Source organism: Streptomyces sp. NPDC040432 (assembly GCF_055595445.1).
Window position 1 is genome coordinate 202,440 of record NZ_JBVIVP010000003.1, and the last position, 21,624, is coordinate 224,063.

The 21,624-nt window shown below is 73.2% G+C and carries 17 protein-coding genes; 8 read left to right on the forward strand and 9 right to left on the reverse strand.

Going from position 1 to position 21,624, the window contains the following annotated elements; all coding sequences use genetic code 11:
• Position 1 precedes the first annotated feature (1 nt).
• On the reverse strand, positions 2-1,618 hold the full coding sequence (locus ACZ58N_RS08225; protein WP_471156977.1) for a carboxyl transferase domain-containing protein: 1,617 nt from the start codon (positions 1,616-1,618) through the stop codon (positions 2-4).
• Positions 1,619-1,716: 98 nt separating this feature from the next.
• Here ACZ58N_RS08225 and ACZ58N_RS08230 point away from each other — a divergent pair, with 98 nt between their 5' ends.
• Complete coding sequence (locus ACZ58N_RS08230; protein ID WP_362879159.1) at positions 1,717-2,295, forward strand: SACE_7040 family transcriptional regulator; 579 nt, start codon at positions 1,717-1,719, stop codon at positions 2,293-2,295.
• A gap of 56 nt (positions 2,296-2,351) precedes the next feature.
• Entirely contained in the window at positions 2,352-3,158 is an 807-nt protein-coding gene (locus tag ACZ58N_RS08235; protein ID WP_471156979.1) for a phosphatase, read from the forward strand.
• Positions 3,159-3,177: 19 nt separating this feature from the next.
• On the opposite strand, the gene ACZ58N_RS08240 is transcribed toward ACZ58N_RS08235, so the two are convergent.
• Positions 3,178-3,831 (reverse strand): O-methyltransferase, encoded by a 654-nt coding sequence (locus tag ACZ58N_RS08240; protein WP_471156980.1) that lies wholly within the window; start codon positions 3,829-3,831, stop codon positions 3,178-3,180.
• Between the two features lie 103 nt (positions 3,832-3,934).
• Between ACZ58N_RS08240 and ACZ58N_RS08245 the strand changes: the two genes are divergently transcribed.
• Positions 3,935-4,360, forward strand: coding sequence for a MerR family transcriptional regulator (locus ACZ58N_RS08245; RefSeq protein WP_471156982.1), 426 nt, complete (start codon positions 3,935-3,937; stop codon positions 4,358-4,360).
• Positions 4,361-4,427: 67 nt separating this feature from the next.
• Here ACZ58N_RS08245 and ACZ58N_RS08250 read toward each other — a convergent pair whose 3' ends face one another.
• From ACZ58N_RS08250 to ACZ58N_RS08275, 6 genes are all read right to left on the reverse strand, one after another.
• Entirely contained in the window at positions 4,428-5,348 is a 921-nt protein-coding gene (locus tag ACZ58N_RS08250) for a cation diffusion facilitator family transporter (protein WP_471156984.1), read from the reverse strand.
• Positions 5,349-5,415: 67 nt separating this feature from the next.
• A complete protein-coding gene (gene tesB, locus ACZ58N_RS08255) occupies positions 5,416-6,306 on the reverse strand; it encodes an acyl-CoA thioesterase II (RefSeq protein ID WP_471156986.1) in 891 nt (296 codons plus the stop codon).
• A 6-nt stretch (positions 6,307-6,312) separates the two neighbouring features.
• Positions 6,313-7,470 carry an acyl-CoA dehydrogenase family protein gene (locus tag ACZ58N_RS08260; protein ID WP_385574596.1) on the reverse strand — a complete coding sequence of 386 codons (1,158 nt, stop codon included), beginning with the start codon at positions 7,468-7,470 and terminating at the stop codon, positions 6,313-6,315.
• A gap of 214 nt (positions 7,471-7,684) precedes the next feature.
• Complete coding sequence (locus ACZ58N_RS08265) at positions 7,685-9,196, reverse strand: cytochrome ubiquinol oxidase subunit I (protein WP_471156988.1); 1,512 nt, start codon at positions 9,194-9,196, stop codon at positions 7,685-7,687.
• Between the two features lie 149 nt (positions 9,197-9,345).
• A complete protein-coding gene (locus ACZ58N_RS08270) occupies positions 9,346-10,389 on the reverse strand; it encodes an FUSC family protein (RefSeq protein WP_471156989.1) in 1,044 nt (347 codons plus the stop codon).
• 74 nt (positions 10,390-10,463) lie between these two features.
• The gene (locus tag ACZ58N_RS08275; protein WP_471156991.1) at positions 10,464-11,981 is read right to left on the reverse strand and encodes a PucR family transcriptional regulator; all 1,518 of its coding nucleotides are present in this window, start codon (positions 11,979-11,981) and stop codon (positions 10,464-10,466) included.
• 116 nt (positions 11,982-12,097) lie between these two features.
• Here ACZ58N_RS08275 and speB point away from each other — a divergent pair, with 116 nt between their 5' ends.
• From speB to ACZ58N_RS08290, 3 genes are all read left to right on the forward strand, one after another.
• The gene (speB, locus tag ACZ58N_RS08280; protein ID WP_281210177.1) at positions 12,098-13,063 is read left to right on the forward strand and encodes an agmatinase; all 966 of its coding nucleotides are present in this window, start codon (positions 12,098-12,100) and stop codon (positions 13,061-13,063) included.
• A gap of 5 nt (positions 13,064-13,068) precedes the next feature.
• Positions 13,069-14,751, forward strand: coding sequence for a thiamine pyrophosphate-binding protein (locus tag ACZ58N_RS08285; protein WP_471156993.1), 1,683 nt, complete (start codon positions 13,069-13,071; stop codon positions 14,749-14,751).
• 224 nt (positions 14,752-14,975) lie between these two features.
• Positions 14,976-18,833 (forward strand): ABC transporter ATP-binding protein, encoded by a 3,858-nt coding sequence (locus ACZ58N_RS08290; RefSeq protein ID WP_471156995.1) that lies wholly within the window; start codon positions 14,976-14,978, stop codon positions 18,831-18,833.
• A gap of 43 nt (positions 18,834-18,876) precedes the next feature.
• Here ACZ58N_RS08290 and ACZ58N_RS08295 read toward each other — a convergent pair whose 3' ends face one another.
• A complete protein-coding gene (locus ACZ58N_RS08295; RefSeq protein WP_471156996.1) occupies positions 18,877-19,431 on the reverse strand; it encodes an EF-hand domain-containing protein in 555 nt (184 codons plus the stop codon).
• 345 nt (positions 19,432-19,776) lie between these two features.
• On the opposite strand from ACZ58N_RS08295, the gene ACZ58N_RS08300 reads away from it, so the two are divergent.
• A complete protein-coding gene (locus ACZ58N_RS08300) occupies positions 19,777-20,094 on the forward strand; it encodes a hypothetical protein (RefSeq protein ID WP_471156998.1) in 318 nt (105 codons plus the stop codon).
• 82 nt (positions 20,095-20,176) lie between these two features.
• Positions 20,177-21,610, forward strand: a complete 1,434-nt coding sequence (locus ACZ58N_RS08305; protein WP_471156999.1) for an aminopeptidase — start codon at positions 20,177-20,179, stop codon at positions 21,608-21,610.
• Positions 21,611-21,624: the final 14 nt, after the last annotated feature.

Sequence of the window (21,624 nt, forward strand, 5' to 3'; positions counted from 1 at the left end):
GTCACATACGGAAGATGCCGAAGCCCGACTCGCCCAGGGGGGCGTTCGCGCACGCGGTCAGGGCCAGTCCCAGCACCTGCCGGGTCTCCATCGGGTCGATGACCCCGTCGTCCCACAGCCGGGCCGTGGCGTAGTACGCGCTGCCCTGCTCCTCGTACTGCGCGCGGACCGGGGCCTTGAAGGCCTCCTCGTCCTCGGCGGGCCACTCCTGGCCCGCGCCCTCGATCTGGTCCCGCTTGACGGTGGCCAGGACGGAGGCGGCCTGCTCGCCGCCCATCACCGAGATCTTGGCGTTGGGCCACATCCACAGGAACCGGGGCGAGTAGGCCCGCCCGCACATCGAGTAGTTGCCCGCGCCGTACGAGCCGCCGACGACCACGGTCAGCTTCGGGACCCGGGTGCAGGCGACCGCCGTGACCATCTTGGCGCCGTGCTTGGCGATGCCGCCGGCCTCGTAGTCCCGGCCGACCATGAAGCCGGAGATGTTCTGGAGGAACAGCAGCGGGATGCCGCGCTGGTCGCACAGCTCGATGAAGTGGGCGCCCTTCTGGGCGGACTCGGAGAACAGGATGCCGTTGTTGGCGACGATCCCGACCGGGTGGCCGTGGATCCGCGCGAAGCCGGTGACCAGGGTCTGGCCGTACTCGGCCTTGAACTCCTGGAAGCGGGAGCCGTCGACGATCCGCCCGATGATCTCGCGGGCGTCGTACGGGGTGCGGGAGTCGACGGGGACCGCGCCGTACAGGCCGTGCGGGTCCACCTTGGGCTCCTCGGGAGCCTCGACAGACCAGGGCAGGGCCCCGCGCTCCGGCAGGGTCGCCACGATGTTCCGGACGATCCGCAGCGCGTGCGCGTCGTCCTCCGCGAGGTGGTCGGTGACGCCGGAGACCCGGGAGTGGACCTCGCCGCCGCCCAGCTCCTCGGCCGTGACGACCTCCCCGGTCGCGGCCTTCACCAGCGGCGGGCCGCCCAGGAAGATCGTGCCCTGGCCGCGCACGATGACCGCCTCGTCGCTCATCGCCGGGACGTAGGCCCCGCCCGCCGTGCAGGAGCCGAGGACGGCCGCGATCTGCGGGATCCCGGCTCCCGACATGCGGGCCTGGTTGTAGAAGATCCGGCCGAAGTGCTCCCGGTCGGGGAAGACCTCGTCCTGCATGGGCAGGAAGGCGCCGCCCGAGTCGACCAGGTAGAGGCAGGGGAGACGGTTCTCCAGGGCCACCTCCTGGGCGCGCAGGTGCTTCTTGACGGTCATCGGGTAGTAGGTGCCGCCCTTGACCGTGGCGTCGTTCGCGACGATGACGCACTCGCGGCCGCTGACCCGTCCGATGCCGGCGATCACCCCGGCGGCCGGGGCCGAGCCCCCGTACATGCCCTCGGCGGCCAGCGGGGCCAGCTCCAGGAAGGGGGACCCCGGGTCCAGGAGGGCGTCCACGCGGTCGCGGGGCAGGAGCTTGCCGCGCGCGGTGTGCCGGGCGCGGGCCCGCTCGCCGCCGCCGAGCCGGGCCGCGTCGAGCCGGGCGCGCAGGCCCTCGGTCAGCTCGTGGTGGGCGGCCTCATTGGTCCGCCAGGCCTCGGACGCCGGGTCCGCGGCGCTCGTCAGCACTGGTGCCTGCTGCATCGGTCGAGCTCCCTTGCTCGGTGCATGCTGTTAGTGAGCGTTAACACTCTCGCCCTCAGGTTAACGAGCGCTAACGGCCCTGTCTAGAATGGATTCCCATGAGCACCAGAGCGGCCGCCCCGACCCGTCGCGAGCAGATCCTCAGTGAGGCCGCTCGTCTCTTCGCGGAGCGCGGCTTCCACGGCGTGGGCGTGGACGAGATAGGGGCCGCGGTCGGCATCAGCGGCCCCGGCCTGTACCGGCACTTCGCGGGCAAGGACGCCATGTTGGCCGAACTGCTCGTCGGCATCAGCGAGCGGCTGCTGACCGGCGGCCGGCGGCGCGTCGAGGAGGCCGCCGGGGACCCGGTGGAGCTCCTCGCGTCCCTCGTCGAGGGCCACATCGACTTCGCGCTCGACGACCGGGCGCTGATCACCCTCCACGACCGTGAACTGGACCGCCTGCGGGACGCCGACCGCAAGCTCGTGCGCCAGCTCCAGCGCCAGTACGTGGAGCTGTGGGTCGCGGTCGTGCGGGAACTGCACCCCCGGGTGGGCGAAGCGGAGGTGCGCGTCTCCGTGCACGCGGTCTTCGGCCTGCTCAACTCCACCCCCCACCTCGCCGCGCTCGGCCGCGACGCCACGGAGTCCCTGCTGAGGCGGATGGCGAACGGGGCCTTCGGGGCACTGTCGGACTGAGGTCGGGTGTCCGACGTCCGGGACGGAGCAGACGGCCGCGGTCGGACGGCGGCAGAATGGGCGGCATGCCGATAGAGACGCCCGTACCCACCCGTGCCGAACTCGTCGAACACCTGGTCCGTACGCGGATCGCGGGGGAGGTCGCGACCCCGCGCGAGAACAACCTGAGCCACTACCGCAAGCTCGCCAACGGGGACCGCCACTACTGGCTGGGCCTGGAGCTCGGGGACCGCTGGAGCGACGAGCAGGACGTGCTCGCGGTCATGGCGGAGCGCTGCGGGGTCGTGGACGACCCGGCGCACCGCTTCGGCCAGGACACCATCGACCCCGAGCTGACCGTGTCCGGCCTCGAACGGCTCGCCGCGCGCCTGCGCAAGGCCGCCCTCGACCGCCAGCGCGTCCTGTTCGCCACCGGCCACCCCGGCGGCCTCCTCGACGTCCACCGCGCCACCGCCGACGCCCTGCGGGCGGCGGGTTGCGAGATCGTCGTCATTCCGCGCGGTCTCACCGCCGACGAGGGCTCCGTGTGGCAGTTCGCGGGCGTCGCCGTGCAGGAACGCGGGGCCACCCTGTGGCACACCCACTCGCCGGCACCGATGGCCGCGATCCTCGACGGGCTCGCCGCCGAGGACCGGCCGCAGCCGGACCTCGTCGTCGCCGACCACGGGTGGGCGGGCTGCGCCGCCCAGCGCGGCATCGACGCCGTCGGGTACGCCGACTGCAACGACCCGGCGCTCTTCCTCGGCGAGGCCGAAGGCACCCTCCAGGTGGCCGTCCCGCTGGACGACCACGTCCGGGACCCGCGGTTCTACGACCCCATGACGGCCTACCTGCTGGCCACGGCCGGCCTGCTCGACGACTGAGCCTGCCCCGGGCGGGCGATCAGCGCTTGACGCACAGCGCCGTTTCGCCGAGGGAGTGCGTGCGCCAGCGCGCCGGGTCGGCCAGGTCGTCGCAGACCTCGGCCGACGGACCGAGGACGAGGTTGCCGGCGATCAGCGTGCCGCCGGGGCGCAGCAGCCGGTGCAGGTCGGCGACGACCCGCACGGTCGGGGTGAAGCCGTCGAAGAAGGCGAGGTCGAAGCCGCCGGCGTCGAGCCCGGGCAGGACGTCCTCGGCGGCGCCGCCCCACACCGTCACCCGGTCACCGAGGCCGCGGCGGGCGATCTGTTCCCGCGCGAGCCGGACGTGGGCGGCGTCGCACTCGACCGTCTCGACGTGCGCGAGCGGCGCCGCGTCCGCCATCGCCATCGCGGTGTACCCGAGCGCGGTGCCCACCTCGACGATCCGCAGGGCGCCCACCGCCGCCGCGATCGTGGCGGGCAGCGAGCCCTCCCCGTACGCGAACGCCCCGCACCGGTGCGCCCGACGGTGCCGACGGGTCGCCTCCTGCACGTCGGCGAACGCGTCCGGCACGTCGAGCGGATGCCGGACGGCCGCCACCACGGCCACCGCGGCGGTCCGCATCCGGTTCCAACCGGCGGTCCTCGCGGCCGTCCGGACGCCCGCTCCGCCGTTCGTCCCGCTGCTCGTCATCGTGTGCTCCCAGGGGTTCGGGGCGGGCCCGCGCCGCGCCTCCCGACGGGTACGGTGGCACTTGAAGCGGACTTCAAGTCAAGGGCCGACGACGGGGGCGCGCGTGGACCGCGAAGGACCGGAACGGGCGCGACCGGTGGAGGCCGCAGGCCTCCTCGACATCGCCGAGGTGGCCGCCGCCACGGGTGCGGCCCCCTCGGCTCTGCGCTACTACGAGCGGCTCGGCCTGCTGGAGCCCGCCGGCCGGCACGGCCTGCGCCGCACCTACCGCCCCGGGGCCGTCGACCGGGTGGCGCTGATCCTGGCCGCCCGGGCCAGCGGGTTCTCGCTCGCCGAGGTGGCGGAACTGTTGGCGGGCGACCCCGAGGAGGTGCGCCCTTACCTGATCGGTCGGATCGAGGTCCTCGACCGGCGGATCGAGGAGATGCGACAGGCCCGCGCCCGCATCGGCCACGCCCTGACCTGTGAGCACCCGTCCCTGCTGGACTGCCCGACCTTCCGGGCGGGGCTGCGGGACCTGCTGCCGTGACAGCGGGACGCGCCGTTCCGGGCGCCGGGCCGACCGCGGTCGCCGCGGGAACGGGTCCCGCGGCGCCTCAGGAGGGCGTCGGCGTCGGATCCAGGTAGACGCGGCGGATCGCCGGGAACCGCTCGCGCAGCTGCGTCTCCGCCACCTCGCAGGCCGTCTCCACCTGACGGGCCGACGCCAGGTCGTGGAAGTCGACCTTCGCCGCGATCAGCACCTCGTCCGGGCCCTGCACCAGCGTCGTCAGCTCCAGCACCGCCTCGATGTGCAGCACCGAGAGCAACTCCTCGCGGACCTCGTCCCGCATCGCCGCCGGCAGCGGTCGCCCGATCAGGTACTGCGCGTTCGAGCGGCCCAACTCCCAGGCCACCCACACCAGCAGCAGCCCGATCAGCAGCGAGGCCACCCCGTCGTACACACCGGAACCGGTCAACTGCGCCCCCAACAACCCGCCCGCCGCCAGCGCGAGCCCGACCAGCGCGGCGGCGTTCTCCAGCAGCACCGCCTTCACCGCCGTGTCCGGGGTGTGCTTCACGTAGAGGCCCAGCGGCGCCCGCATCCGCTCCGCCTCGCCCCGCACCTGGCGCCACGCCACCAGCAGCGACCAGCCCTCCAGGACGGCGGCGACCGCGAGGACGACGTACGAGAGCGTCGGGTTGCCGGGGTCCTCGCCGTGGATCAGGGTGTGGACGCCGTCGTAGATCGCGAAGACCGCGCCACCGGCGAACGTGGCGATCGAGGCGAGCAGCGCCCAGATCCAGCGCTCGGGCCCGTAGCCGAGCGGGTGCGCCTCGTCGGCCGGCCTGGCACTGCGCTTGAGGGCGGTCAGCAGCAGTACCTCGGTCACCGTGTCGGCGACCGAGTGCGCCGCCTCGGACAGCATGGCGCTGGATCCGCCGAGGACACCGGCGACCGCCTTCGCGGCGGCGATCCCGAGGTTGGTGACGGTGGCCACGACCACCGTGGCGACGCTTTCGGGTTGTTCGGGCATGACGTGACGGTATGTCCGGCCCCGGGATCGGGAGGTCAGCGACACCCGGCGCCGGGGCCGCGCGGCCTCAGGCGCGCGGGACCCGTACGACGCCCTCCTGGATGACGGTGACCGCCAGGCGGCCGTCCCTGGTCCAGATGCGGGCCTGGCCGAGGCCGCGGCCGGCCGCCGAGGAGGGGGACTCCTGGTCGTACAGGAGCCATTCGTCGGCGCGGAAGGGCCGGTGGAACCACATGGCGTGGTCCAGCGAGGCGCCGACCACGTCGCCCACCGCCCAGCCGCCCCGGCCGTGTGCGAGCAGCACCGAGTCCAGCAGGGTCATGTCGGAGACGTACGTGGCCAGGCAGGTGTGCAGCAGCGGGTCGTCCGAGAGCTTGCCCCCGGTGCGGAACCACACCTGCGAGCGCGGCTCGACCGGCTTGCCGACGCTGCCCCAGGGCGGGGTCGTCGCGTACCGCAGGTCCACCGCGGCCCGGGCCGCGACCAGCCGCTCCACGGTCCCCGGGTTCCGGAAGACGTCGCGGTACAGGGGGAGGGACTCGGCGGCCGTCGGCAGGGACTCCGGGTCCGGCGCCGCCGGCATCGCCGCCTGGTGGTCCAGCCCCTCCTCGTACGTCTGGAACGACGCGGAGAGGTGGAAGATCGGCTGTCCGTGCTGCACGGCGACGACGCGGCGCGTGGTGAAGGAGCGCCCGTCGCGGATCCGGTCGACGGAGTACACGATGGGCGCGCCCGGGTCGCCGGCCCGCAGGAAGTACGAGTGGAGCGAGTGCGCGGTCCGGTCCGCGGGCACGGTCCGGCCGGCCGCGACCAGCGCCTGGGCCGCGACCTGCCCGCCGAACACCCGCGGCACGAGCGACTGCCGGCTCGTGCCGCGGAAGATGTTCTCCTCGATCTGCTCCAGGTCGAGCAGGTCGAGGAGATCGGCGAGCGCCTCGTTCTCGTCGGGCTCGGTCAAGGGGACTTACAGACCCATCGACTTGGCGATGATCGACTTCATGACCTCGCTGGTGCCGCCGTAGATGCGGTTGACGCGGTTGTCCGCGTACAGGCGGGCGATCGGGTACTCGTTCATGTAGCCGTAGCCGCCGTGCAGCTGGAGGCACTTGTCGATGACGCGGTGGGCGACCTCGGTGCAGAACAGCTTCGCGGAGGCGGCCTCGGCGGCGGTCAGCTCACCGGCGTCCAGGGCCTCCAGGGCGCGGTCGGCGACCGCCTCGGCGGCGTCCACCTCGGCCTGGCAGGAGGCCAGCTCGAACTTGGTGTTCTGGAAGTGCGCGACCGGCTTGCCGAAGACCGTACGGTCCGTCACGTACTGCTGGGCGAACCGGACGGCGGCCTTGGCCTGCGCGTAGGCGCCGAAGGCGATGCCCCAGCGCTCGGACGGCAGGTTGGCGCCGAGGTAGTAGAAGCCCTTGTTCTCCTCGCCCATCAGGTCCTCGACCGGCACCTTCACGTCGACGAACGCCAGCTCGGCGGTGTCGGAGGTGCGCAGGCCGAGCTTGTCGAGCTTGCGGCCGATCGAGTAGCCCTCGGACTTGGTGTCCACGGCGAAGAGGGAGATGCCGAAGCGGCGGTCGTCCTCGCGCGGGGCGGAGGTGCGGGCGCAGACGATCACGCGGTCGGCGTGGACGCCACCGGTGATGAAGGTCTTGGAGCCGTTGAGGACGTAGTGCGTGCCGTCCTCGGAGAGCTTGGCGGTGGTCTTCATGCCCGCGACGTCGGAACCGGTGCCCGGCTCGGTCATCGCCAGGGCCCACATCTCCTCACCGGAGACGAACTTCGGGAGGTAGCGCTTCTTCTGCTCGTCGTTGCCGAGCATCTTGATGTAGGGCAGCGCGAGCAGCACGTGCACGCCGGAGCCGCCGAAGTTGACTCCCGCGCGCGAGGTCTCCTCGTAGAGGACGGCCTCGAACTTGTGGGTGTCCAGGCCCGCGCCGCCGAACTCCTCGGGCACGTTGATGCCGAAGACGCCCAGGTCGCCGAGCTTGTAGTAGAAGTCGCGGGGAGCCTGGCCCGCCTGGAACCACTCGTCGTAGACGGGGACGACCTCGGCCTCGATGAAGGCGCGGATGGTCTCGCGGAACGCTTCGTGGTCCTCGTTGAAAACGGTACGGCGCACTGGGCCGGCTCCCTTCGGTCGCGGCGGTCCGCCGCTCATGCCTAAGCGCTTGCTCAGATTAAGTTACCGGCGGGTTGTCCACCCTGTCCAGAGCGGGGAGCGGTGGGTGCGGGCCGCGCGCGGTGCCGTTCGTCACCCCCGCACATCACCTCCGTGCCCGCACCGGCTCCCGGTACGCGTATGCCGGTCGGGAGCCGCCGGCGCGGCGGCGCCGTCAGTACGAGAACGCCATCGGTCGGTCCGGGTCCTGGTCGTCGTCGCCGCCGACCCGGCGGGGCGAGGTGAGGTCGGCGGCCGTCAGCTCGGGCGGGCCGGCCATCACGGCCTGCGCCAGCAGCTTGATCTCGATCACCGCGAGCACGGCGAACAGGAGGGTGAAGGCGGACATCGAGGTGATGACCTCGGCGTGCGAGACGTTCGGCGAGACCGCGTCACTGGTGCGCAGCACCCCGTAGACGACCCACGGCTGCCGCCCCGTCTCGGTGAAGATCCAGCCCCAGGAATTGCCGATCAGCGGGAAGAGGAGCGTCCAGACCGCCGCGCGCCAGTACCAGGTGGTCAGCAGCGAGCCCAGGGTCCTGCTCCGGGTCACGGCCAGGTGCGGCACCTCGTCCTCGCCGGTCCGCAGTCCGGGATCGAGGAAGAACCTCTTGCGGGTCAGCCACAGGCCCACGACACCGATGGCGAGCGAGGCCATGCCGAAGCCCATCATGAAGCGGAAGCCCCAGAACGCGACCGGGATGTCGGGCTTGTAGTCACCGGGCCCGTACTTTGCCTCCTCGGCCGTCTGCGTGTCGTTGATGCCCGCCACGTACGCGGTGAAGTTGCCCTCCGCGAGGAAGGACAGCAGGCCGGGGATCGACCACTCCACCTTGTTGTGGCCCTCGGAGACGTCCCCGATGGCGAAGACCGAGAACGGCGCGGACGTCTGGCCGTCCCACAGGGCCTCGGCGGCGGCCATCTTCATCGGCTGCTGCTGGACCATCACCTTGCCGAGGGTGTCCCCGCTGAAGGCGACCAGCACCCCGGCCAGCAGCATCGTCACCATGCCCAGCCGCATCGAGGTGCGCATCACCGGCACGTGCCTGCCGCGCCGCAGGTGCAGGGCCGCGATGCCGAGCATGAAGGCGCCGCCGGTCAGGAAGGCCGCGGAGAGCGTGTGGTAGACGACGACCAGGGTGGTGTTCTGGGTGAGGACCAGCCAGAAGTCGGTGAGTTCGGCCCGACCGCGCGTCGCGTCGATGCGGTAGCCGACGGGGTGCTGCATGAAGGAGTTCGCGGCCAGGATGAACCAGGCGGACAGGATGGTGCCGATCGACACCGCCCAGATGCAGGCGAGGTGGATCTTCTTGGGCAGCTTGTCCCAGCCGAAGATCCACAGGCCGATGAAGGTGGACTCGAAGAAGAAGGCGATCAGCGCCTCGAAGGCCAGGGGCGCCCCGAAGACGTCGCCGACGAAGCGCGAGTAGTCGGACCAGTTCATGCCGAACTGGAACTCCTGGACGATGCCGGTGACGACACCCATCGCGATGTTGATCAGGAAGAGCCTGCCCCAGAACTTCGTCGCGGCGAGGTACTTCTCCTTCCCCGTCCGCACCCACGCCGTCTGGAGGACGGCGACCAGCGTGGCGAGGGAGATCGTCAGCGGGACGAACAGGAAGTGGTAGACGGTGGTGATGCCGAACTGCCACCGGGCCAGTGTGTCGAAGGCCAGAGCCAGGTCCATTCGGGTCCTTCCTCACCACTGCGCGGACCCTCACTCTCGCGCCCGTCCGCACCCCTGGCCCGGCAACGACGGCCGGACGGCCCCGGGGTTACGCCGGACGGCCGACGCACAGGCGCCCAGGGGAGTCGGGGCGGGGGGCGCGAGGGGAGTCAGGCCGGGGGCGCGAGGTGGTCGGTCAGGGCCTCGTGGGTGAGGTCCAGGCCCGCCCGCAGGACGTCGTCACGGCGGCCGGGACGGGCGGCCCGGTGCTCGGCGGCGAGGTCCCGGGCCACGCGCAGGTCCGCCGCGCAGTCCTCCCCGCCCAGCGCCGCGTCCAGGGCCCGGGCGGTCGCCTCCACCACCGGGGCCAGCGCGAGTACCGCCGCGTCGGGCGGGGGCGCGTCGGCGGGGCTCCGGGGCGCCGACTCCCGTACCTCCAGCTCCCGCGCGAGCAGCAGCAGGGCCGGAGCCGTGCGCGCGGCCAGTCGCAGGCGGGGCCCCAGGGTGTCGGCGGCCGGGGGGCGCCGCGGTGGCAGCAGGACGGTACGGCCCGTCCGGCGCTCCAGGGTGACGAGCAGTTCGTGCGGCCGGTGCCACAGGGCGAACGGATCCGGCCGGGTCGGGACCGTCCGCCCGGAGGCCGCCCCCGCCGCGATCCCCGCCAGCCGCGCCCTCAGCCCGGCGCGGTAGGCCTCCAGGCCGCCCGCCGCCGCGCGGTACGGGTTCGGGGGCCACAGCAACGGACCGAGGAGCGTCACGACGGCGATGCCGACGGCGCTCTCCACCAGGCGGGCCAGCGGATACCCGGGCGTGGGCGTCGAGTAGATCATCACGGCGGTGATCAGCACCTGCTGGTTGGGGGTGCCCCCCTGGCGCAGGAGGTACATCCCGGCGCATCCGCAGACCAGGACGACGAGGAACGACGCCGGGGCCGCCGGCAGCCAGTGCAGGACGGTCAGGCCCAGCACCACCCCCGCGATCACGCCCAGCAGGCGCTGGAGGGCGAGCCGCGGCGCAGCGAACACGTCGTCGCGCAGGATCAGCACGGCTGGCAGGGCGGCGGCCACGGGAGCCGTGCTCGTACCGAACCACCACAGGCACAGGTACCAGGGGAGGGCGGCGCACACCACCAGCCGGGCCGCCGGCGCCATCCACCCGGCGGGACCGGTCGGATCGGCGGAACGCTTCCCCGCCGCTACGGACATCCCGGACATGCGGCACATCGTAGGCGGGCTGCCGCCCCGCCGGACCCGCGCCGCACCCCGGCCGGCCGCCCCTCACCGCGCGCTCAGTCGGTCGGCCGTCCCGGGGCGGGCGGCTCCCCGCGCAGGGCGAACCACAGTTCCATCCGGGTGTCCGGGTCGTCCAGGTCCCGGTCCAGCAGCTCCGCGCAGCGGGCGACGCGTTGGCGCACCGTATTGCGGTGCACGCCCAGCGCGGCGGCCGTCCGGTCCCACCCGCCGTGGTGCGCCAGCCAGCCGCGCAGCGTGTCCCGCAGGGCGGGGGAGAGCGGCGCGAGCAGGGCCGCCGCGTGCGCGCGGGCCTCCTCCTCACCGACCAGGCCCGCGAGACCGGGGTCCGCGTGCCGGGCGAGCGGCGCCCGGGCCGCCTCGGCGCGCTCCAGGGCCCGCCGGGCCTGCGCGTCGGCGATCCGCAACCCCTCGGGCGGCGCCGGCGCGCTCACCCCGAGCCGCCAGCCGGGCTGCGGGCCGGGCTCCCGGTCGGTGAGCAGGCGAAGGCCGTCGGGGCGCGGGTCCAGCAGTACGGTGCCCAGCGCCGCGGCGAGCGCCTGCGACCCGGTACCGCCCCGGGCGTGGACGGCGTACCAGGGGCCCGGGGGCAGGGCCGCGGCCGGATCCCCGTCGAGGAGGAGCCGGGTCAGGGCCGCCGCCTCGTCGCCCGCCGGGCGGTGCGCTGTGAGCAGGGTCAGCAGGACGGCCGCGACGGAGGCGATCGTGTGGTCCCCCGGGGCCCGGTCCGGGCCGGCGAGGATCAGGGCCCGCCCGCCGCCCACCGCGTGCGCCGCCAGGTGCGTCCCGTCGAGGCTGTCGGTGGCGGTCACGGCGCCCCCGGCGGTCAGCCGCGCGGCCAGCCCGTCGAGCGCCGCCCGCACCCCGTCGCCGACGGGAGCCCCGGCGGAGGCGACGGGGGGCCGCCGGCCGGGCGCCCCCGGCTCGCCCGCCGTGGTCGCGGGCGTCGACGCCGGGCCGGGAGCCCGCCCGGTCGCCCCGGCGCCCGCCCCCGCCCCCGCGCCGCCCGCCGGGGGCAGGAGGGCCGTCCAGCCGCCCAGGCTCGCCGCCAGCCGGGACAGCACCGCCGGCACCGGATCCGGTCGGGCCGCCGCCGCGGCCAGCGACCGCTGCGCCTCCGTCACCCGGCGCAGCTCACCGGTACGGGCCTGCTCCATCAACCGCCACACGGCCCGGCCCACCGCCGTGAACGGGGTCCCGGGCGGCACCTCCACCAGCGGCAACCCGTACCGCTCGCAGGCCTCCACCAGCTCCGGCGGCACCGTCCCGTGCACCGGCGTCACCCCGAACCCGACCGCCCCCACCCCGGCCCGGACGAGCCGGGCCGCGTAGGTACCGGCGTCCACGAGCCCCGCACCCTCGGATCCCCCCGCCAGCTCCGCCCCCGCCGTCAGGAGGAGTTCCCCGCCCAGCAGGTACGGCGACGGGTCCGCCATCTCGGAGGCGTGGACCCCGTGGACCTCCGCCTCCGCCGGGCCGGAAAGCAGCCGCAGGCCCAGCTCCGCGTCCGTGAGGAGGCGCGCGAGGGGAACCGGCGGGGTGGGGGGAGCCTCCATGGCCACTCCGTACATCGACAAGGCCAACAGTGGATGAAACGTACACTGCACGTGTCCGAACCGTCCCCGTACGCTCGAAGTACCGGACCGTAGGACCACCAGAAGGGCAACCCCCCATGAGCACGCAGCCGCGCGGCCCCGTCGACTCCTCCCGCATCCCGCGCTACGCGGGCCCCGCGACCTTCGCCCGGCTGCCCCGCCTCGACGAGGTCGGAGGCAAGGCCGACGTGGCCGTCGTCGGCGTGCCCTTCGACTCCGGTGTCTCCTACCGCCCCGGCGCCCGCTTCGGCGGCAACGCCATCCGCGAGGCCTCCCGCCTGCTGCGCCCGTACAACCCGGCCCAGGACGCCTCCCCGTTCGCCCTCGCGCAGGTCGCGGACGCCGGCGACATCGCCTGCAACCCGTTCAACATCAACGAGGCCGTCGAGACGGTCGAGGCCGCCGCCGACGAGCTCATCGGCAACGGCTCCCGCCTGATGACCCTCGGCGGCGACCACACCATCGCCCTGCCGCTGCTGCGCTCCGTCGCGAAGAAGCACGGCCCGGTCGCGCTCCTCCACTTCGACGCGCACCTCGACACCTGGGACACCTACTTCGGCGCCGAGTACACCCACGGCACCCCGTTCCGCCGCGCCGTCGAGGAGGGCATCCTCGACACCGAGGCGCTCTCCCACGTCGGCACCCGCGGCCCGCTGTACGGCAAGCAGGACCTCGACGACGACGCCAAGATGGGCTTCGGCATCGTCACCTCCGCGGACGTCTACCGGCGCGGCGCCGACGAGGTCGCCGACCAGCTGCGCCAGCGCATCGGCGACCGCCCGCTGTACATCTCGATCGACATCGACGTGCTCGACCCGGCCCACGCGCCCGGCACCGGCACACCCGAGGCGGGCGGCATGACCTCCCGCGAGCTGCTGGAGATCATCCGCGGCCTGTCGTCCTGCAACCTCGTTTCCGCCGACGTCGTCGAGGTCGCCCCGGCGTACGATCACGCCGAGATCACCTCGGTCGCGGCCTCGCACACCGCGTACGAGCTCACCACGATCATGAGCCGTCAGATCGCGCAGGCGAAGGGCAAGTAAGCACAGTGACGCACGACCACGACCTGGTACTCCGACCCACCGACGCCCAGACGGCGGCCGCCCTCGCGCCGCCGCCGGGCCGCACCGGCGGGGACCTGGTCGTGGAAACGCTGCACTCGCTCGGCGCCCACACCGTGTTCGGGCTGCCGGGCCAGCACGCACTGGCCCTCTTCGACGCCGTCGGCCGCTCCGGCCTGCGCCTCGTCGGCCTGCGCACGGAGAACAACGCGGGCTTCGCCGCCGACGCCTTCGGCCGGATCACCGGCGAGGCCGTCCCGCTGCTGCTCTCCACCGGCCCGGGCGCCCTGATGGCGCTGCCCGCGCTGGCGGAGGCGGCGGCCGCCTCGGCACCCGTCCTCGCGATCTCCTCCCAGGTCCCGACCCCGGGCCTCGGCGGCGGCCGGCGCGGCCACCTGCACGAGCTGCGGGACCAGGCCGCCTCCTTCCGGGAGATCGTCAAGTCGGTGCACGTCGCGCGCACCCCCTCGCAGATCCCCTCCGTGATCGCCGAGGCCTGGGAGTCCGCCCTGACGGCCCCCTTCGGCCCCGTCTGGGTGGAGATCCCCGAGGACGTGCTGCGCGCCCCGACGCTGATCCCGCAGGTCACCGGGATGGACGCGACCCCGCACGAGCTCGCCCCCCGCCCCGAGCTGACGGCGGTCGCCGCGCACTGGCTGGCGAACGCCTCCCGGCCGGTGATCATCGCGGGTGGCGGAGTGGTCCGGGCCGACGCCGCCGGCAAGCTCAAGCAGCTCGCCGAGCGCCTGAACGCCCCCGTGGTCACCACCTTCGGCGGCAAGGGCGCCTTCCCCTGGACGCACCCGCTGTCCCTCCAGTCCTGGCTGGAGGACCGGCACATGACGGACTTCCTGGAGGACGCCGACGTCCTGCTGGTGGTCGGTTCGGGCCTCGGCGAGCTCTCCTCGAACTACCACACGTTCTTCCCGACCGGCCGCGTCGTCCAGATCGAGGCCGACCTCGGCAAGCTGGAGTCCAACCACGCGGCCCTCGGCATCCACGCCGACGCCCGCCTCGCCCTCCAGGCCCTCCTGGAGACCGTCCCCGAGCGCCAGGACCCCGACGCCCCCGAGCGGGTCCGCCTGCTGCTCGCCGACATCGCCGCCCGCCTCGCCGGCCAGGACGTCACCCTGGAACAGGGCCTCCTGACCTCGATCCGCGCCGCCCTGCCGGCCCGCGCCCCGTCGTTCTGGGACATGACGATCCTGTCCTACTGGGCCTGGTCCGCCTTCGACGCCAAGCACCCCAACACCATGCACTCGGCCCAGGGCGCCGGCGGCCTCGGCTACGCCTTCCCGGCGGCCCTCGGCGCGGCCCTCGCGGAACCCGGCACCCCGGTCCTGGCCGTCTCGGGCGACGGCGGCGCCATGTACTCGATCGCGGAACTGGCCACCGCCCGCCAGCACGACCTCGACGTCACCTGGCTCATCGTGGACGACGGCGGCTACGGCATCCTGCGCGAGTACATGACCGACGCCTACGGCACCCCGACCGGCACCGAACTCACCCGCCCCGACTTCGTCGCCCTCGCGGGCTCCTTCGGCGTCCCGGCCGCCGGCACCACCCCCGACACCCTCCGCGAGGACCTCGCCAAGGCCCTCGCCACCCCGGGCCCCTCGGTCCTCGTCCTCCCGACCACGCTGCGGATGTTCGCCCCGACGCACGTGTGAGCCCATCGCCGCGCCGGTCCGCCGGCCCGTGCGCCGCCCCGTCACGGCACCGCTCGGTTCCGGCCCCGCGCCGGAGCCGACCCGGAGCACGTCTCCCCCCACCCCGACCGGAGTACGCCCCGCTCGCGGCGTCCGGACACCGGTGCGATTGTTGCGGCGGGATGAAATCCGCCGGTCGGCGCGTTGGGGGAGGCGGCAGGACAGCAGCTACGGGGAGGCATCACGTGACGGCGGGACAGCAGGCGGCCGGCGGCAAACAGGGCTGGGCCAGGCGACTGACGGCCTACACCTGGCGGTACAGGACCAACGTCCTGCTCGCTCTCGGATCCTCACTGGCCGGCATGGCCGTCATGGCGCTCGTGCCGCTGGTCACCAAGGTCATCATCGATGACGTCGTCGGCGACAAGTCCCGCGAGATGGCCCCCTGGGCCGGAATGTTCATAGCCGCAGCCGTCCTCGTGTACGTCCTCACCTACATACGCAGGTACTACGGCGGACGCCTCGCCCTGGACGTGCAGCACGACCTGCGCACCGACATGTACGAGACCATCTCCCGCCTCGACGGCCGCCGCCAGGACGAGCTGTCCACCGGCCAGGTGGTCGGCCGCGCCACCAGTGACCTCACCCTGATCCAGGGCCTGCTCTTCATGCTCCCGATGACCATCGGGAACTTCCTGCTCTTCGGGATATCCCTCGGGATCATGCTGTGGCTCTCGCCGCTGCTGACCCTCGTCGCGCTGCTCATGGCCCCCGCACTCTGGTTCATCGCCAAGCGCAGCCGCAAGAAGCTCTTCCCCGCCACCTGGTACGCGCAGGCCCAGGCCGCCGCCGTCGCCTCCGTCGTCGACGGGGCCGTGACCGGCGTCCGCGTCGTCAAGGGCTTCGGCCAGGAGGACCAGGAGACCGGCAAGCTGCGCGCCGCCGGGCGTCGCCTGTTCGGCGGCCGGATGCGGGCCATCCGCCTCAACTCGCGCTACACCCCCGCGCTCCAGGCCGTCCCCGCCCTCGCCCAGGTCGCCATGCTCGCCCTCGGCGGCTGGATGGCCACCGAGGGCCGCGTCACCCTCGGCACCTTCGTCGCGTTCTCCACGTACCTCGCCCAGCTCGTCGGCCCCGTCCGCATGCTCGCCATGGTGCTCACCGTCGCCCAGCAGGCCCGCGCCGGCGCCGAGCGCGTCTTCGAGCTCATCGACACCGAGCCCGTCATCCGCGAGGGCGCGCGCGAACTGCCCGCCGACGTGCCCGCCACCGTCGAGTTCGACGACGTCCGCTTCGGGTACGACCCCGAGCGGCCCGTCCTCGACGGCTTCTCCCTCACCGTCGCGGAGGGCGAGACCGTCGCCGTCGTCGGAGCCTCCGGCAGCGGCAAGTCCACCGTCTCCCTCCTCCTCCCGCGGTTCTACGACCCCGACCGGGGCACCGTCCGGGTCGGCGGCCACGACGTGCGGGACCTGACGTACGACTCGCTGCGCTCCGCCATCGGGCTGGTCCCGGAGGACTCCTTCCTCTTCTCCGACACCATCCGCGCGAACATCGCCTACGGACGCCCCGACGCCTCCGAGGAGGAGATCCGCGCGGCTGCCCGCGCCGCCCAGGCCGACGGCTTCGTCGAGGCACTGCCCGCCGGCTACGACACCACGGTCGGCGAACAGGGACTCACCCTCTCCGGCGGCCAGCGCCAGCGCATCGCCCTCGCCCGCGCCCTGCTCACCGACCCCCGACTGCTGCTCCTCGACGACGCCACCTCCGCCGTCGACGCCCGCGTCGAGCACGAGATCCACGAGGCCCTGCGGTCCGTCATGGCCGGCCGCACCACCCTGCTCATCGCCCACCGCCGCTCCACCCTCGCCCTCGCCGACCGGATCGCCGTCCTGGAGCACGGCCGACTCGCCGACATCGGCACCCACGAGGAACTGGAACACCGCTCGGCGCTCTACCGCAGGCTGCTGACGGACCCCGAGGCCCTCGGCGCCGGATCGCCCCGCACCCCCGAAGCACCGCCGGCGGCCGAGTTCGAGCGGGGCGCCGACCGGGACCTGGAGCGGGACCTCGAACTGGAGGCGGAGATCGACTCCGAGCCGGTCAACGCCAAGCGGCGGGTCAGCGACGGAGTCACCCCCGAACTGTGGCGCCGCCAGGGCGACGACCGACCGACGGCCGGCCCGGCCGCCGCCACGGGCGCGCCCCGCTCGCCCGGAGCAGGGCACTCCCTGGCCGGGGCCGTCGCCGGGATGCCGGCGACCCCCGAACTGCTCGCCCAGGTGGCGGCGCTCCCGCCGGTCGACGACCGGCCCGCCGTGGACGAGGGCGCCGCCGCCTCCGCCGAGGACAGCTACGGCCTGCGCCGCCTGCTCCGCGGCTTCTGGCCGCCGCTCGCGATCAGCCTCGGCCTCGTCGCCCTCGACGCCGGCTCCGGACTGCTCCTGCCCGTACTGATCCGGCACGGCATCGACCAGGGCGTCGAACAGGCCGCGCTCGGCGCGGTGTGGGTGGCCGCCGGGCTCGCCCTCGTCGTGGTCCTCGGACAGTGGGCGGCCCAGTTCGCCGAGACCCGGATGACCGGGCGCACCGGCGAGCGGGTGCTGTACTCCCTGCGCGTCAAGATCTTCGCGCAGCTCCAGCGGCTCGGCCTCGACTACTACGAGCGCGAACTCACCGGCAGGATCATGACGCGGATGACCACCGACGTCGACGCCCTGTCGACGTTCCTGCAGACCGGCCTGGTCACCGCCGTCGTCTCGGTCCTGACCTTCTTCGGCATCCTCGTCGCCCTGCTCGTCCTCGACGTCGAGCTGGCCCTGCTCGTCTTCGCGACGCTGCCCCTCCTGGTCGTCGGCACCATCGTGTTCCGCCGCAAGTCCGTCGCCGCCTACGAGCTGGCCCGCGACCGGGTCGGCACGGTCAACGCCGACCTCCAGGAGTCCGTCGCCGGACTGCGCCTGGTCCAGGCGTTCCGCCGGCAGGGGACCGGTGCCACCCGGTTCGCCGAGCGCAGCGACGCGTACCGCGAGGCGCGGGTGCGCGGCCAGTGGCTGATCTCCGTGTACTTCCCCTTCGTGCAACTGCTGTCCTCGGGCGCCGCGGCCGCCGTGCTGATCGTCGGCGCGGGCCGGGTCGACGCGGCCACGCTGACCACCGGCGCGCTCGTGGCGTACCTGCTGTACATCGACCTGTTCTTCGCCCCCGTCCAGCAGCTGTCCCAGGTCTTCGACGGCTACCAGCAGGCCACCGTCTCCCTCCGGCGGATCCAGGACCTGCTGCGCGAGCCCACCAGCACCCCGCTGCCCGTCGCACCCCGCGAGGTGCGGGAACTGCGCGGCGAGATCGCCTTCGAGGACGTGCGCTTCCAGTACGGCACCGCCGAGGAGCGAGGCGAGAAGGGCGAGGCGCTGGCCGGCATCACCCTGCGGATACCCGCCGGGCAGACCGTCGCCTTCGTCGGCGAGACCGGCGCCGGAAAGTCCACCCTGGTCAAGATGGTGGCCCGGTTCTACGATCCGACCTCCGGCCGGGTCACCGCCGACGGCGCGGACCTGAAGGAGCTGGACCTGACGGGGTACCGCCACCGGCTCGGGGTCGTCCCCCAGGAGCCGTACCTCTTCCCGGGGACGGTCCGGGACGCCATCGCCTACGGACGGCCCGAGGCCGCCGACGCCGAGGTCGAGGCGGCGGCCCGCGCGGTCGGCGCCCACGACATGATCGCCACGCTCGACGGCGGCTACCTGCACACCGTCACCGAACGCGGGCGCAACCTCTCGGCGGGCCAGCGCCAGCTGATCGCCCTGGCCCGGGCCGAGCTCGTCGACCCGGACGTGCTGCTGCTCGACGAGGCCACCGCGGCCCTCGACCTGGCCACCGAGGCCCAGGTCAACCAGGCCACCGACCGGCTCGCGGGCAAGCGCACCACGTTGGTCGTCGCGCACCGGTTGACGACCGCCGCCCGCGCCGACCGGGTCGTGGTCATGGACCGGGGGCAGGTCGTCGAGGACGGGAGCCACGCCGAACTCCTGGCCCGCGGGGGCCGCTACGCGACGCTGTGGCGGACCTTCGTCGGGGAGGACGAGCGGGCGGCGGCCGCCTGACCCCGCTCCGCCCCACCCGTACCGCCGCGGGACGTCCCGGGTATCAGAGCTCGCCGAAGAGCAGGTTGCCCGGGGCGTCCTCGTCGTCACCGGTGTAGTACTCGCGTACGGCGTCGAGGAGTTCGTCCACGGACAGGTAGCCGTCGTGGTTCTTGTCGATCCTCGCGAAGAGCGCCTCCGTGTCGGCGAGCTCCAGCTTCGTGTCGAAGGCGAGCTGCGCCTTGTGGAACTCCTCGGGGCTGATGTGCCCGTCGCCGTTGGTGTCGACGACCGTGAGGATGGCCCGCGCCAGCGGCCGGAAGGACTTGTCGTAGGCGGGCCCGCCGTCCTTGTACAGCCGCGTCATCCCCTCCGCGTACTCCTGAGGGGTGAGCTTGCCGTCCCGGTCGATGTCGAGCTCCGCGAAGAGGTCCACCCAGAAGTCGGTCAGCCCGCGGAACACCTCGGCGGCCTTGGGGGAGTCGGACGGCTCCTCCATGGCGGCGATCAGGCGGGTCCCGAGCGCGATCACGTCCTCCGCGTCGATGACGCCGTTGCCGTTGTCGTCGAAGTGCGCGAAGGCGCGCTCCAGCTTGCGGTCCAGCAGGTCGTTCGTCATGTCGGATGCCTTTCGCGGCTACGGTGGGCGGTTGTCCGGTCGCCTAGCGTAATGTCCGCGTCGATCGTGAACTCCCCCTCCCCGGCTGGGAAGTTGTGGATGCACTCGTACGAGGTAGCGGTGGCGCCCCGGCCCCCGGCGGTGGACCGCCCGGGGCGGGGCGGGTGCGGGCCGGATTCCGTTGTGTCGTGCAACCATCCGGCGGGCCCGGGCGTCGTACGTGCGTGCGTGTTACGTACGACGGATCGGGGGGCGAGGGTGTTGAAGCGGTGGAAGGGGCGGGGTCGGCGGCGGGTCGTGTCGGCCGGGGTGTTCGGGGCGGCTCTCTGGCTCGGCGTCGGAGGCATGTTCGCGGCGCCCCCCGCACAGGCCGCGACCGGTGGCTGTCCGGGTCGGCTCGTCAGGACGCTGCCGTTCGCCGCGGGCGAGGTGCGCGTGTACAAGAGCCGGACCCAGGCCTGCGCCGTGACGGTCGCCGCGCGACCCGGCGAGCGCCGGCGGATGACGGTGGTCGTCCAGCCGCGGGGGAGCGTTCCCGTGCGCGACGCGGGGCAGTTCACCCGGTATGCGGGCCCCGTCGTGGTCGGCGCGGTGAACCGCTGCGTCCACGTGACGGGGAGCGTGGCGGCCGAATCCGTCGCATCCGGCTGGATCCTGTGCTGACGTAGGGCCCAACCACTACTGTTCACAGGCGTGTTGACCCCGCTAGGTTCACGGCGACCAGTGTGAACCAAGGGGAGGGTGAATGCGCAAGACGCTCGGATGGCTGCTGTCGCTCGTGGTGCTCATCGGCACCATGGGTGCGGCCGGCGCCACGGCTCAGGCGGCCACAGCCGCGGGGCCGGCCGCCGCCACGGACATCAAGGACCGGATCCTCGGCATCCCGGGGATGAGCCTGATAGAGGAGAAGCCGTACCCCGGGTACCGCTTCTTCGTACTGAACTACGAGCAGCCGGTCGACCACCGGCAGCCGTGGAAGGGCACCTTCAAGCAGCGCATGACCCTGCTGCACAAGGACGTCACCCGCCCCACGGTGTTCTTCACCTCGGGCTACAACGTCAACACCAACCCGCGCCGCAGCGAGCCGACGACGATCATCGACGGCAACCAGATCTCCATGGAGTATCGATTCTTCACGCCCTCCCGGCCCGACCCGGCCAACTGGGCGAAGCTGGACATCTGGCAGGCCGCCAGCGACCAGCACCGCATCTTCACCGCGCTGAAGAAGATCTACAACAAGAACTGGCTGTCCACCGGCGGCAGCAAGGGCGGCATGACCGCGACGTACTACGAGCGCTTCTACCCGCGTGACATGGACGGCGTCGTCGCCTACGTCGCGCCCAACGACGTCGTCAACAACGAGGACTCGGCCTACGACCGGTTCTTCGCCAAGGTCGGCACCAAGGAGTGCCGCGACCGGCTGAACGCCGTCCAGCGCGAGGCGCTCGTGCGCCGCACGCCGCTGGAGGCCAAGTACGCCACGGCCGCCGCCGAGAACGGCTGGACCTTCACCACCGTCGGCAACCTCGACAAGGCGTACGAGGCCGTCGTCCTCGACTACGTGTGGGCGTTCTGGCAGTACAGCCTGCTCGCCGACTGCTCCTCCATCCCCACGGCCGCCACCGCGAGCGACCAGGAGATCTGGGACACCATCGACGCGATCTCCGGCTTCTCGGCCTACGCCGACCAGGGACTGCAGACGTACACGCCGTACTACTACCAGGCGGGCACGCAGCTCGGCTCGCCCGACATCAAGCAGCCCCACCTCAAGGGACTGAGCCGCTACGGCTACCAGGCACCGCGCGAGTTCGTGCCCCGTGACATCCCGATGACCTTCCAGTCGGGCGCCATGGCGGACATCGACGGCTGGGTGCGCGACAACGCCCACCAGATGCTCTTCGTCTACGGGCAGAACGACCCGTGGGGCGCCGAGCAGTTCCGCCCCGGGTACAAGTCGCGCGACAGCCACGTGATGATCGCGCCGGGCGCGAACCACGGGGCCAACGTGGCCCAGCTCCAGGAGGGCGAGAAGGCCCTCGCCACGGCGAAGATCCTCCAGTGGGCCGGGGTGGCACCCGCCGCCGCGCTCGCCGACTCCGCGAAGGCGGCGCCGCTGGCGGCCGCCGACGCGCAGCTCGACCAGCAGGACCTGGAGCGCGAGCCGCAGCTGCGGCCGTAGCCGACGCGGCCGCA